This window comes from Moorena sp. SIO4G3, assembly GCF_010692305.1.
Classification (GTDB): domain Bacteria; phylum Cyanobacteriota; class Cyanobacteriia; order Cyanobacteriales; family Coleofasciculaceae; genus Moorena; species Moorena producens_A.
The window spans coordinates 16,510-29,452 of record NZ_JAAHIG010000078.1 but is presented as its reverse complement, the minus strand read 5'-3'; the positions used below and the strand labels follow the sequence as shown (position 1 = coordinate 29,452).

The following is a 12,943-nucleotide window of genomic DNA, read 5'->3' as shown; positions in this document are numbered from 1 at the left end:
TTTAGGTTTTCAACTACTACTACCTGGTTCTGATCTACAATCTTCCTGGATAGTTTATGTAAGTAGTCTTGGCGGACATTTCCAATACGTTCATATACCTTAGCTACAATCCGGCGAGCCTTTCTGCACTTATTACTGCCTTTCTTTTTTCGGGCTGCAATACGTTGTTTCTTAGCTAATTTTTTCTCGGATCTAGCTATAGGCTTAGGATTGCAAAATTTAGAGGTCTTTTCGCCATCGTAAGTAATAGCAAAATCTTTAATGCCCAAGTCAATCCCAATCACCTTTCCTAGGTGCGCTTGACCTTGGCGAATTAAATTCGCCACGGATCGCACCTCTGTTGATGGCTTTATTCCTTTGGACTCGTATTCCATCAAAACAGAAGCGTAATATTTCCCAGAAGGATCTCTGCTAACTGTTACCGTTTTAATTTCCCCGTCTAATGGCCGATGAATCACTGCTTTGACAATTCCCAATTTTCCAGGAAATTTAAGGCGATCACCAACTTGCTTGACGTTTTGAGGATACTGAATGGATTGGCGATGGTGGTATGACTTGAACTTAGGATATTTTGCTCTACCTTCAAAAAAGTTCTGATATGCACGGCTAAGATTGAGACTTACGGACTGTAATATCTGAGAGTAGCAATCTTTTAACCATTCAGTCTCTTCTTCTTTTTTGAGTTTTGGCAGCATGGAATTGAGAGCAGACTGAGTCAAGCCTTTCCCCGTTTCTTTGTAAGTTTCTATGCATTGATTTAGCGCATAATTCCACCACCAACGAGCACAACCAAAATGTTGAGCAAGGATTTGAGTTTGCTCAAGAGTAGGATAAATTCTTACTTTAACGGCTTTGTGCTTCACTGCATTCCATCCTTTTATCGACCTGATTTACCATTATATATACTTTTCATTAAAGCGTCAAGGTGTAAAGTCAAGTTTCTAGTCCGCTATCCATCCCCCTCCTCACGAAGTAGGAGGGGGATGGATAGCGGTTTTTTTGTTAAAAAAAACTGAAAGGTATAAAATATAAAAATATTAAAAATCTGTGTTGTAAGTTTTATGAACATATTAAATGTGGGGATTGACAGGGTTAGACTTTAGTTTAGCGCTACTGATAAATTTCAAAACTCGACAATCCTAAGTAGCATCAGTAAAGAGTTTTGTCCATCAAACGAGAAGTAGGAGAATTAGACAAGGTAGTTTCAAGAAGACCCCCAGCCCCGTAAAATTGTTAGAGGAATCAGATAATCAAGGAATCAAGGCATGGTAGCGACGGAGGGGCGACCTACCCCCAAGAGGGAATCCCCAAGTTTAGACTTACTAACTTACTTAAAAGACCGAAAGGCTCTAATTGAGTCAGCTTTAGACCAGGCTCTGCCCCGAATGGAGCCCGACAAAATTTACGAAGCAATGCGTTATTCTCTTTTGGCTGGAGGTAAACGCTTGCGCCCGATTCTGTGCTTAGCTACCTGTGAGCTTATGGGTGGCACGGTGGAGATGGCAATGCCAACCTCCTGCGCTCTGGAAATGATCCATACCATGTCATTGATTCATGATGACCTACCAGCAATGGACAATGACGATTACCGTCGGGGTAAACTAACTAACCACAAAGTCTTTGGTGAGGACATTGCCATCCTCGCAGGTGATGGTTTATTAGCGTATGCATTTGAATATGCGGCGGCTCAAACTAAAAATGTACCAGCTCCCCAAGTTTTGCAGGTAGTTGCCTGGTTGGGTCGAGCAGTCGGGGCATCCGGATTGGTTGGGGGTCAAGTGCTTGATCTCGAATCAGAAGGTAAGTCGGATATTAAAGAAGAAACGCTCACCTTTATCCATACTCATAAAACTGGTGCTTTGTTAGAAGCCTGTGTAGTTTGTGGTGGAATATTGGCAGGGGCAACGACAGCTAACTTACAAAGGCTATCCAAATATGCCCAAAATATTGGTTTAGCATTTCAAATTGTCGATGACATCCTAGACATAACTGCGACCCAGGAGGAACTGGGTAAAACAGCAGGTAAGGATCTTAAAGCACAAAAGGCAACTTATCCTAGCCTCTGGGGGCTAGAGGCATCAAAAGCCAAAGCCCAAGAGCTGGTTAATGAGGCAAAAGCTCAAATGGAATCCTTTGGGGAAAAGGCTCAACCCCTGATTGCGATCGCTGATTTTATTGTGAATCGCACTCATTAAGGTACTTGGTATTGGGGTAAGGCCAACGACAGTTAAAGGATGAAGTGTTTAATCCTAGCCTACAGGAACACCAAAAAAAACATACTTCATCCTTGATTATACCCTATAAGGGACGCTATCGGGGGAAGATACTTAATAATTAATACTTGATCATTCATCCTTCATCGTTTCCCCAATGCTGAGTTATCGATGACCAATGACCAATTTAAAATAAATAATTATGCAGGACTTTAGCGACATCCTAAACAACCAGGTGTTGCTGGTTGCGCTCATTGCTTGTCTGGTAGCTCAACTATTTAAGTTTTTGGTTGATCTAACCAAAAATCGCAAACCTAATCTTCAGGTATTGATAACTGCTGGTGGAATGCCTAGTTCTCACTCAGCACTCGTCACTGCCTTGGCATTTGGTGTAGGACAAACAGTAGGATGGGCTTCTCCAGAGTTTGCGATCGCTTTAGTGTTTGCCATCATAGTCATGTATGATGCTGCTGGTGTCAGGCAAGCTGCCGGTAAGCAAGCTCGAATTCTCAACCAAATTATCGATCAGTTTTTTAGCGAAGACAAAGAGTTAAAAGAAGACCGCCTTAAGGAATTATTAGGTCATACACCCTTTCAGGTGCTTGTTGGTTTGGTATTAGGTATCGCTATTTCTTGCATAGCAGCAACGGCTTATTGATCGATCGTGTTAATTGGTAATTTGCCATTACCTACTTAAAAGGGGACTATTTAACGAGTAGGGGAGTTTGAGGGGACGAAATTAGCTTGACACGTTAATGCGAAATATATATAATAGTAACAGAGGTCGAAAACAGAGGAAAATGCAGTGACACATAAGGCCGTAAAAGTCAGGATTTATCCCACCCAAGAGCAAGTTCATATATTAGCTCAGCACTTTGGTTGTGCTCGCTGGTGGTGGAACTATGCTCTCAATCAGTGCATAGAAACCTATAAAGAAACTGGCAAAGGCTTGAAACAATCTGCACTCAATTCCATGTTGCCGAAACTCAAAAAAGAAAAAGAGACTGAATGGCTAAAAGATTGTTATTCTCAGGTATTACAATCCGTGAGTCTCAATCTTAGTCGTGCATATCAAAATTTCTTTGAAGGCAGAGCAAAATACCCCAAGTTCAAATCATATCATCATCGCCAATCGATACAGTATCCCCAGAAAGTAAAACAAGTGGGCGACTGTCTTAAATTCCCCGGGAAACTGGGAGTTGTTAAGGCAGTAATTCATCGACCATTGGACGGGGAAATCAAAACTGTAACGGTTAGCAGAAATCCTTCTGGAAAGTACTATGCTTCCGTTCTAATGGAGTACGAATCAGATGGGACAAAGCCGTCTAAAGACGGGAACGTGATGGTCCGTAAGGACCCGCTAAAAGCGATCGGTATTGATTTGGGTATCAAGGATTTTGCGATTACCTACGACGGCGAAAAGACCTCTAAGTTCAGCAATCCCAAACATCTAGCTAAATACGAAAAGAAACTAGCTAAAAAGCAACGTATTGCTGCCCGGAATAAAAAGGGCAGTAACAGGCGCAGAAAAGCCAAAAAGATTGTAGCTAAGATATACGAACAGATTGGAAATGTCCGCCAAGACTACCTCCACAAATTATCTAGAAAGATAGTTGATAACAACCAAGTAGTGGTAGTCGAAAACCTAAATGTCAAGGGCATGGTTCGTAACCATAAACTAGCTAAAGCAATTTCTGATCTAGGCTGGGGAACCTTTGTAAACTTTCTTTCCTATAAATGTGAAAAAGAAGGAAAAGTATTGGTTGAGATAAACAGGTGGTTCCCCAGTTCTAAGACCTGCTCTAATTGTCATTACAAAATCAAAGAGCTCCCATTAGATGTAAGGACATGGACTTGTCCCAGCTGCGGGACTCATCACGACAGAGATGGTAATGCGGCGAAGAATATTAGAGCAGAAGGGATCAGAATGCTATCCTCCTCTGGGACGGGGGAGGTCAACGCCAGTGGAGAAGAAGTAAGACCAAAACGCGGACGTCCGTCCAAGTTGAGGCGTTCTTCCGTGAAGCTGGAAGCCCCGACCTCAAAGTAGTAGGTCGGGGTAGTTCACAAGCGAACCACCTTACGTTTTAGTAGGGTAACTCGGCGACTATCAACAACCATTGCCCAAAACCCCGCTGCGCTCAGTCGCCTTAAGATTGAGTTAGCTTGGGTTTCACTAGTTGTGTGTACTGTTAGTAAGTAAGGTCGCTGAGCATAAGAAACCAAGCCCACATTGACGCCCAGTAGTTGCTCTAGTCGAGATGCCACTTCTGGTTGATTGAAGTAGTCCACCAGAACTGCATAACCATCACCCAATCCCTGAGGAGTATAAGCTCTATTAGTAGGCTGTATAGTAGTACTAGGTTGGCTTGACGGTGGAGATTGAACTACAAAAGCTGAGTATCCCACTACCTGATCCAGATAGCGTGCCCAATCTTTAGCATCGTTAATGCCTCTGAAACCGCCAACCCGAGTTACTGTGTCTTCCAAATATTGACAAAAATCAGTTTTTGCGCTATTGGGTAAAATTCTTTGAATTTGTTCGTGATTTTTCCTAATTCGGCTAAGCACTAACAAAATGTACTCGCCGTTTTGTGGTGGTTGGCATTGAGGAGTTATTGGTTGAGCATAAACCGAATCAAAGACACCACCAACTAAAGCAGCCAGTGCTATCGAGAAAATTTGTAAAATAAACTGTATTGTTTCCCTGGTCATAGATGATTAGATAGTAGACCCATAGCCACTGTCTTGGAAGCAAAAAACTAACCATTAAACTGATGCCAGAGACGCTAGAGGGTCAGGTATATCATCTGATGGTGCCTGAAATTCACCAGTTTTGACAAATTCTAGGCGCAGCTTTAACCAGGTGATGAACTTAGGATTAGTAGAAATGATCGCCGTTGCTGGTTGCGGACATTCTTGCTTGACCTGGGACATTTGGGAACTTTCCAAGAATGCTGGCTGGTTGACTAACCAAAAATCTATTTCTTTTTCCTGTTCATGATAGTGCCTGGTACGTTCCCGAAGTACTTCCTCCAATGGTTCTTCTTCAAAGAACTTTTGACTGGCTAAAACGTAGTAGTAAGTTTGCATAGTTTCAGTTACTTAGGAAAGCTCAAAATTTACCTTGCATCGCTTGTTTCATTTCTCTGACCGCCCGTTCTATACCCACCAGAGATGCCCGAGCAATGATGCTATGACCAATATTCAGTTCTTCCATACCTTCGATACAAGCAACCGGGTAAACATTCCAGTAGGTAAGACCATGACCAGCATTGACTCGTAAGCCAGCAGCAATCGCTTGTTGGCATCCGGAGGCCAAAACTTTTAATTCTTTAGCCTGACTGACTTCATCAGTAGCTTCTGCATAACTCCCCGTGTGCAGCTCAATAAATTTAGCTTTTGTTTTAGCAGAAGCATCGATTTGGGCGGGATCAGCGTCTATAAATAAACTAACAGGAATGCCAGTGCTCTGTAACTGGGCTACAACCTCACTAAGGCGAGGCATTTGCCCTGCTACATCTAGCCCTCCCTCGGTAGTCACTTCTTCTCGTTTTTCTGGTACGAGGGTAACGTAATCGGGTTTGACCTCTAGAGCGATCGCTACCATTTCATCGGTAGGTGCCATTTCCAAATTCAGATGAGTTCGCACCGTTTGTCTTAAAAGACCAATGTCCCTCTGTTGAATGTGACGTCGGTCTTCTCTTAGATGTGCGGTGATGCCATCAGCACCAGCAAGCTCTGCCAACACCGCTGCTGCCACTGGGTCAGGTTCTACAGTGCGCCGCGCCTGACGAATTGTGGCAATATGGTCAATATTTACGCCAAGTGTTAGCACTAATGTTTTTCTGCTCCATAAAACTTCTGCAAAACTCACCAAAGCTCGTTAAAGCTGTTTATTTCCTGCTTCTTCCGGAACTGTCGGCAGCACTCCGTCCACAGGCAGACACCATAGAGCCTACGGCGTTTTTTAAATTAATTGCTGCGTTTAAGTCTCTGTCAAGACTCAACCCACACTTAGGACAGTTGTAAGTCCTGATTTTCAAGGTCATTTTTTGACGATGCCCACAACTTGAACACAGTTGAGATGATGGGTAGAATCTGTCTACAATGACTAACTTTGAGCCATACCATTCACATTTGTATTCCAGCTGTCTCTTGAATTCGTAAAACCCTTGGTCAGCAACAGACCCAGCTAGCCTGTGATTAGCCATCATGCCTGATACATTCAAATCTTCAATTGCTACCGTGCCGTGGTTCTTAGCTAAGTAGGCAGTCAGTTTATGTAATGTATCTTTGCGAATGTTGGCTACTCTCTGATGTTTTTTTGCTAGTCGGTTTACGGCTTTGTACCAGTTCTGAGAACCTTTAACTTTTCTGGACAAGTCACGCTGACACCTCGCTAGTTGTTTTTTGGCTTGGCGATAAGGTTTAGAACCACATATAATTTCCCCAGTACTTAGTACGGCTAATGCCTTGACCCCTAAATCTACTCCCACTACATCTATTTGCTTTGGGGTTGGGTTTGGTTCATGTCCATAATGAAAACTTAGATACCAACCGTCAGCCTGACGAGATATGGTAATTTTCTTTGTCGTCACTTCTGGCAAAGGCTCATAAGTCCTCACCCAACCTAGTAATGGTAGTTTATGCTTGCAGCCTGAGAGTTTAATTGGTGCTCCAGAATTATCAATAGTAAAGCTATCATGGGCTCCTTTTTTCTTAAATCTAGGGTATCCACCATTACCTTTAAAAAATCGCGCTATAGCTTCTCCTAAATCAATAAAAGCGTATTGGTACACTTTGGAGGATAACTGATTCATCCAAGGGTATTGAGGCTTTACGTGATTGGTAAAAAGCTTTCTGAGCTTACTAGCTGATGGCTTTAGCCCTTCTGAGTAAGCTTGTTGCCATAAAGCCAATCCCCAGTTATAAACCCATCGAGAATACCCTGCATGTTTAGCCATCAAAGTTTTCTGATGGTTATTTAGCTTTAGTTTAGTTTGAAGAGCTTTATACATATTTGCTAACCTTTGATGAGGTTTGCTACTAATAGTTAGCACTCCTGGATTTGACATCCGACGCGCGATCATAGCGCAGCCTGGTCTTGAATCCCAAGGCTTTACAACCTTAGCTTTGAGCAAAATATTCTTTTATAGTTTAACAGGGGGAGGGAACATCTAGATAGATTGTCTATCAAGGGTCTACAAGACAGTACTCCTTGAACTAGAAAGCCCCTCGCAAGGGGGCGTCGTGGGCAGCGAGGGGTAGTTCACCTGAAATTCTTAATCCTGGGATTAGATGGTTGTAGGTTGCAGTTGGTCTGAGGATGGTAATTTTACATTCCAGGCCAGTCCTAAGCGCTGAAGCAGCAGGATGAATAACCAACCCAGGTCAAGTTGCCACCAATAATGTCCAAATCTTGCTGAGTTGGGAAAGGCATGGTGATTATTGTGCCACCCTTCACCAAGGGTCAAGATGGCGACGATAGGATTGTTCTTGCTCATATCAGAGGTAGTAAACAGCTCGTTTCCCCACAAGTGGCAAACTGAGTTGACACAAAAGGTGATTTGACGAACCAGAAAAATCCGAAATGCTCCGCCCCAGATTAAACCACCTAAGACTCCTGAGACAGAACCAGTCAAGACTCCACCCAGGAAACCAGGAATTAACAGGGACAGCAATACCCAAAAGACGTAGAGGTTGTCTATTCTTCGGATCAGCTTGTCCTTGATTAGGTCAGGAGCATACTTATAGGGAGGCTGCCAATCCACATTCACAATCCAAGCAATATGGGAATGCCAAAACCCTTGGATAAATCCCCAAAATCCTCCCTGGTGAAGATGGGGTGAGTGAGTGTCTCCGTCTTGGTCAGAGTAAATATGATGGCAGCGATGATGGTGAACCCAGCTAGTGACTGGTCCTTGAGCTGCCATACATCCAGCAATGGCTAAGAATGCCCTTATAAAAGGTCCAGTATGGAAGGCACGATGGCTAAAAAGCCTGTGATACCCGACGGTAATACCGATGAAATTCAGGATGTACATCCCGAGAAAAAGACCAATATCGAGAGGCTGGACGTTCAGTTTCTGAAGCAACATAACTACTATCGCAGCGATTACTCCCAAAGGGGACATGGCGATAACGATAGTAACTACCGTTTTCTGAAGTGTGCTGACTTCTGGGGCAGTAGATGAAGAGATTGACACTTGTGTTGTTTAAATAAAATACTAATACACCAAAACTAAGCATATCCGATTGCTTGTCAGTCTGGCGCTGTGTGGACTCTAGTTCCGCGCTGAGCACGAAGGCTCTCAACTGGGATTTTTGGATTTGGGATGGTTGTCTTGTCCGCGCTTATCCTGCTATTCCAGGGATTTAAGTTACATTTGGGCTAATCATGACGGTATTGCATGGGTAACCTATGGCAGCTAGCTAGGGATTGGTGTTGATTTCAATCAATTTATTCCTTGAGGATAAACCTGACTTAATTTGGATACGAGACTTTGGTACCTTAAACCTTTTAGCCAGCAACTCAATTAGCTCCTGATTGGCAAAGCCCATCTACAGGTGGTGACTTCAAATGCACCTTGAGTGTCCCATCGTCTGAGTCTTCTATCTTTTGATGTTTATAATTGGGTGTAACTTGAACTCGCCTCTTCATCAATGAAAGTTTCTTCAAAATCTTTTGGCTTCTGGCTATGGGAAGTTTTAATTTAGTCACCGTTTACCACAGTAGCATACTGATCCGGATCGGCTGTGGTAACTGTAAAGACTTCTGTTGCGATACTCTTAAGGCCAAAGGCCCACGCGTGGGCGTTCAGAGCCGCTACGCGATTGGCCGTAGGCCACGCTACGCGAACGCATACCCTAACTCTAGCAAAACCATTGGAGTCAAATGAAATGCCGATTGGCGCTTCGGCTGTGTAACTTGGTTTGTCTGACTGAGCTGGGCGTGCTGGAAACCGATGCACGGGAGAATCTCGATCGGATTGAACAGATTATCAATAATCAGGAGCATCTGCGAAAAGGACGGCGTCATCCTACCCAGGCACTAGCGGAGTACCGCCAGAGGGTTAACCCTAATCTGAAAGCCGTGTATGTCACCCTTACTCCTTATGGGATTACCCTGGTTGACCCCAAAGATCCTCTATCTTGGGATTTAGCTGGGTTTGATCCAGGGGTACCTCGGTTGATTCAAATGTTGGCTATCGGAGATATTTAAATTAAATAAAGGGCAGGTCTAAAACCTGCCAATACCCAAGAATCCCATGGCGGGAATTCCCTTATTCGCTCCTGGTCTTAGTGGAGCCGACTGCATTGCTTGATTAAATCAAAAAAAAACCTGAAACTCTTGTCCGTGTCTTGATGCAAAGCGCGAGTAGGACAAATCCCCCCATAAAGGCCAAGCCGTCGCTTCAGCATAGCTGCCAAATGCCTAACAGCTTAATACATCAAACTAGATTCAAACTCCTACTAGAAAACTGATAGGAGTAGAATAGAGGACAGCACAAAAAACGGGGTTGTGGAGGGAAGAACGTTGGATGAGCTGAGAACTGCGTTAGAGTTAGCAACCGTTGAAGAGTTACAACAAGTGACAGACATTCTATTCTGTCGTAGGTTTAATCCCTTAGATTACCTTCAGCTCCCTGAGCCAATCGATATCCAAAGCCAAAACCGTGAAGCTTGGTTGGATTCCCTCGAAGAGCGATTTCGCTTCTTGGCAGCAGATGGAGTAACAGTACTGAAGGGACGAACGAGTGAAGTAACCTACCGACAAGCCCTGATTCAAGTTTGTCGTTACCTCAAAATTCCTTACTATCAACGTCTGACTACAACTGACTTGGAAGCAGAAATATTTCTTCACCTAATGGAGAAAACCTGGAAACGCTTACCAACCCAAGAGCAGCAATCCCTCACAGTACAGGTACAGAAATCCTTAGCTAAGTCAAAACTTCCTGAACCCTTACCTGTACAAATCCAGCACAATCCTATCGACTTTTTACTCAAAGGTGGTAGCGCCCTAGCATTGACCTCGATTCTAAAGCCAATAATACTACAACAGGTGGCACGTCAGTTTTCCCTGCATTTCGCTCGCTATCAGGTGGCTAAACAAGCCCTAGTGAAGGGAGGTTTGGCAGCAGCAGCTCAGTTTCAGAACTACTTTACACTACAAACAGCACGACAGGGAATGGCACTCAGTGCTGCTCGTTATGGAGTTACTAGGAGTGTTTTTGCCTGCCTAGGTCCGATCATGTGGAGCTATTTCTTTGTTGACTTAGGCTGGAGAGCGATCGCAACCAACTACGGTCGGATTATTCCAACAATCTTAACCTTAGCACAAATTCGCCTGACTCGTGCTGAGTGCTGGGAACCAGTTTAGATTGAGAGTAATGGTTAGTGGTTAATTGGTTCTTGGGAAAGAATAGACATCAAGACAATCACCTAGAAATAGCTTGGAACTGCGCTAAGCTGGGAACTCTTATCTTTCCCCTGTTTCCAGCTTTGGGCGCAGTGGGGTTAGTTCTAGCTGTGGGAGATACTTGGCGGCAAAAGTACGCCAGCATGATATCAAAACCCCTAAACTGGGGCTTGGCTATTTTGAGTATCTGGTTGCTCATTACTGCTAGCTTAGCATTTAACCCCACAGAAGCGTTCCTAGGTTTAGGGAATTTTATCCCCTTCTTAGCTGTTTTCGCTGCTTTCTCTACCCTCATCCAGACCCCAGCACAGCTGAGGCAATTAGCCTGGATTCTAGTTATTCCTTCCCTAGCAGTAACTATACTGGGTTTTGCTCAGATGGTTTTGGGTTGGACTAGCCCAAAAGTCTTATCACTAGTCTTTGGTTCAACCTTGGTAGCTAACGGTAATCCTCCAGGTCGGATGGATTCAGTGTTTTTGTATGCCAATATCCTAGCCGCTTATCTACAAATACCATTAATTTTAGGGATAGGACTGTGGATTGAGAGGTTTCAAGGGAGGCGTTGGATCTCGCATCGATTTGATTATCCGCTGTTGTTCTTGAGTGTGGTGGTGATCGGTGATGCGATCGCATTAGTTTTGACCAACTCCCGCAATGCTTGGATAATCGCTGTTTTGGCTTGCCTTGCCTTTGCCCTTTACTTAGGTTGGTACTGGCTGGTGACAGCAGTTACTGCTGCTGTTGGTAGTATTCTGTGGGCATCATTTGGTCCAATGCTAGGGCGTCAATGGCTGCGTAGTATTGTCCCAGCATACTTTTGGATGCGATTGTCTGACCAGTTGTATCCCGACCGACCCATCGCTACCTTGAGGACAACCCAGTGGAAATTTACTTGGTCAATGATTCAGGAACGTCCCTGGTTTGGTTGGGGGTTACGCAATTTCACTCCTCTTTACCAGTCACAAATGGAAGTCTGGCTTGGTCATCCCCATAATCTACCTCTAATGTTGACTGCTGAAACTGGCATCCCAGGCACACTGATGTTGAGTGGATTAGTTGGCTGGATTATGGTTCAAGGTATCCAACTATTAAGGGTTTGGTCAACCGTTGCGACCACTACCACTAGACAAGATTGGCATCAAGACAACTTAATTCTGTTCAGTTATCTGGTGGCTTTTGGCAGCTGTACTCTATTCAATCTGCTGGATGTAACTCTGTTTGATTTTCGGGTTAATACCTTGGGGTGGCTGTTGTTGTCAGCAATTCGTGGCGTGGCGTGTCACATTTAACCTAATTTAGTTCTAGATAAAGTAATTAGCTAAACCTTAGTTGAAAAGGAGTGATCTAAGCATGGGTCAAGATAACCACTTCCATGGTCCCTAGAATACGCGCTAGTTTTGCTTGAGTTTTCCGGAATTGTCCGGTTTTGTAGGATCCTTAAAGGATAAGGATCCTTCCAGATGTCAGAATAATCGAAAGCGTTGTCTAACCAGTTAGGATAAAACTGAAGTGGCACAAGATCGGGTCAGACAAAACATTAGGAATCGCGAAAGCCCAAACTCCACGAGTTATTACGAAATACTGGGATTGCACCCTAGTGCATCACCCATAGCCATCCGGCGTGCCTATCGGCAACTCAGTAAGCGCTATCATCCTGATACAACCGACTTACCCACTGAAACTGCCACGATTAAATTCCAAAAGCTGAAGGAAGCCTATGCTACCCTAAGTAATCCAGAGCGACGAGCAATCTATGACCAAAAAATTGGTTATTCCCGCCTCAATGTTATTCAGCCACCCCCTAGTTTAAACAATCCAGTTAATCAAAAGCCACCAAGCTCCTCGTCCTCAGCGTACCTTGATCCCACTGACCGCCCCCTTTCAGCTGGGGAGATTTTTGTCCTATTCATTTTAGGACTAACCTTTTTAGGCTGCTTACTACTAGCCATAGCTATTGGATTAACCCAAGGTGAAGCTGCTCTGCTAATTTCTAAACCCAGTGGTCATGATTTGCTTACCTTACCCGAGATTAATTTTATTCAACAGGCGAAACCTGATAATTTGGATAGTCAAATACCGGTTAATAACCAATCAGCCCAAAATCCCCAGATAACCCATCTCTCAGAATAACTTATAATATTAAGTCTGTTTAATCCCTTATAATGTTAATCCCTTATAATAGGGTTTATCCCATAAATGTTAATTGTCTTAATTGTTAATTGTCTTAATTTTTAATTGAAAATGGTCACGTGACCATTGACAATGTTCAATTTTCTACTGATGTACCACCAAGAATTATAAATAGTTA

At 43.7% G+C, this 12,943-nt stretch carries 14 protein-coding genes and 1 pseudogene; 7 read left to right on the top strand and 8 right to left on the bottom strand.

Annotated elements, in window-relative coordinates:
• Positions 1-863 (bottom strand): RNA-guided endonuclease TnpB family protein (locus tag F6J99_RS16190; protein ID WP_293113813.1); only part of this gene is annotated, 863 nt, incomplete at its 3' end.
• 402 nt (positions 864-1,265) lie between these two features.
• On the opposite strand from F6J99_RS16190, the gene crtE reads away from it, so the two are divergent.
• The 3 genes from crtE (at position 1,266) to F6J99_RS16175 (ending at position 4,263) form a co-directional block, all read left to right on the top strand.
• Complete coding sequence (gene crtE / locus F6J99_RS16185; RefSeq protein WP_293113812.1) at positions 1,266-2,195, top strand: geranylgeranyl diphosphate synthase CrtE; 930 nt, start codon at positions 1,266-1,268, stop codon at positions 2,193-2,195.
• 220 nt (positions 2,196-2,415) lie between these two features.
• On the top strand, positions 2,416-2,871 hold the full coding sequence (locus F6J99_RS16180) for a divergent PAP2 family protein (protein ID WP_293113811.1): 456 nt from the start codon (positions 2,416-2,418) through the stop codon (positions 2,869-2,871).
• A gap of 147 nt (positions 2,872-3,018) precedes the next feature.
• Positions 3,019-4,263, top strand: a complete 1,245-nt coding sequence (locus F6J99_RS16175) for an RNA-guided endonuclease TnpB family protein (protein ID WP_293113810.1) — start codon at positions 3,019-3,021, stop codon at positions 4,261-4,263.
• 14 nt (positions 4,264-4,277) lie between these two features.
• On the opposite strand, the gene F6J99_RS16170 is transcribed toward F6J99_RS16175, so the two are convergent.
• The 7 genes and pseudogenes from F6J99_RS16170 to F6J99_RS16140 all read right to left on the bottom strand — a co-directional run bounded on the left by F6J99_RS16170 (position 4,278) and on the right by F6J99_RS16140 (position 9,187).
• Positions 4,278-4,928, bottom strand: a complete 651-nt coding sequence (locus F6J99_RS16170) for a hypothetical protein (RefSeq protein ID WP_293113809.1) — start codon at positions 4,926-4,928, stop codon at positions 4,278-4,280.
• Between the two features lie 54 nt (positions 4,929-4,982).
• A complete protein-coding gene (locus tag F6J99_RS16165) occupies positions 4,983-5,306 on the bottom strand; it encodes an MgPME-cyclase complex family protein (protein ID WP_070395460.1) in 324 nt (107 codons plus the stop codon).
• A 22-nt stretch (positions 5,307-5,328) separates the two neighbouring features.
• Positions 5,329-6,051 carry a pyridoxine 5'-phosphate synthase gene (locus tag F6J99_RS16160; protein ID WP_293113814.1) on the bottom strand — a complete coding sequence of 241 codons (723 nt, stop codon included), beginning with the start codon at positions 6,049-6,051 and terminating at the stop codon, positions 5,329-5,331.
• A 58-nt stretch (positions 6,052-6,109) separates the two neighbouring features.
• Complete coding sequence (locus F6J99_RS16155) at positions 6,110-7,234, bottom strand: RNA-guided endonuclease TnpB family protein (protein ID WP_070396946.1); 1,125 nt, start codon at positions 7,232-7,234, stop codon at positions 6,110-6,112.
• Between the two features lie 276 nt (positions 7,235-7,510).
• Positions 7,511-8,422 carry an acyl-CoA desaturase gene (locus F6J99_RS16150; RefSeq protein WP_293113808.1) on the bottom strand — a complete coding sequence of 304 codons (912 nt, stop codon included), beginning with the start codon at positions 8,420-8,422 and terminating at the stop codon, positions 7,511-7,513.
• A gap of 226 nt (positions 8,423-8,648) precedes the next feature.
• Positions 8,649-8,877, bottom strand: a pseudogene (locus F6J99_RS16145) (DUF167 domain-containing protein).
• Positions 8,878-8,929: 52 nt separating this feature from the next.
• Positions 8,930-9,187 carry a hypothetical protein gene (locus F6J99_RS16140; RefSeq protein ID WP_293113807.1) on the bottom strand — a complete coding sequence of 86 codons (258 nt, stop codon included), beginning with the start codon at positions 9,185-9,187 and terminating at the stop codon, positions 8,930-8,932.
• On the opposite strand from F6J99_RS16140, the gene F6J99_RS16135 reads away from it, so the two are divergent.
• The 4 genes from F6J99_RS16135 to F6J99_RS16120 all read left to right on the top strand — a co-directional run bounded on the left by F6J99_RS16135 (position 9,169) and on the right by F6J99_RS16120 (position 12,765).
• Positions 9,169-9,438, top strand: coding sequence for a hypothetical protein (locus tag F6J99_RS16135; RefSeq protein ID WP_293113806.1), 270 nt, complete (start codon positions 9,169-9,171; stop codon positions 9,436-9,438). The genes F6J99_RS16140 and F6J99_RS16135 overlap by 19 nt on opposite strands.
• A 315-nt stretch (positions 9,439-9,753) precedes the next feature.
• Positions 9,754-10,596, top strand: coding sequence for a YaaW family protein (locus F6J99_RS16130; protein ID WP_293113805.1), 843 nt, complete (start codon positions 9,754-9,756; stop codon positions 10,594-10,596).
• 17 nt (positions 10,597-10,613) lie between these two features.
• On the top strand, positions 10,614-11,924 hold the full coding sequence (locus F6J99_RS16125; RefSeq protein WP_293113804.1) for an O-antigen ligase family protein: 1,311 nt from the start codon (positions 10,614-10,616) through the stop codon (positions 11,922-11,924).
• Positions 11,925-12,144: 220 nt separating this feature from the next.
• Positions 12,145-12,765: a J domain-containing protein gene (locus F6J99_RS16120; protein ID WP_293113803.1), complete on the top strand. Its 621-nt coding sequence runs from the start codon at positions 12,145-12,147 to the stop codon at positions 12,763-12,765.
• Positions 12,766-12,943 lie beyond the last annotated feature (178 nt).

Coding starts and splice junctions, on each gene's coding strand:
- crtE (WP_293113812.1), top strand. CDS start 1,266: ATGGTAGCGACGGAGGGGCGACCTACCCCCAAGAGGGAATCCCCAAGT.
- F6J99_RS16180 (WP_293113811.1), top strand. CDS start 2,416: ATGCAGGACTTTAGCGACATCCTAAACAACCAGGTGTTGCTGGTTGCG.
- F6J99_RS16170 (WP_293113809.1), bottom strand. CDS start 4,928: ATGACCAGGGAAACAATACAGTTTATTTTACAAATTTTCTCGATAGCA.
- F6J99_RS16165 (WP_070395460.1), bottom strand. CDS start 5,306: ATGCAAACTTACTACTACGTTTTAGCCAGTCAAAAGTTCTTTGAAGAA.
- F6J99_RS16155 (WP_070396946.1), bottom strand. CDS start 7,234: ATGTATAAAGCTCTTCAAACTAAACTAAAGCTAAATAACCATCAGAAA.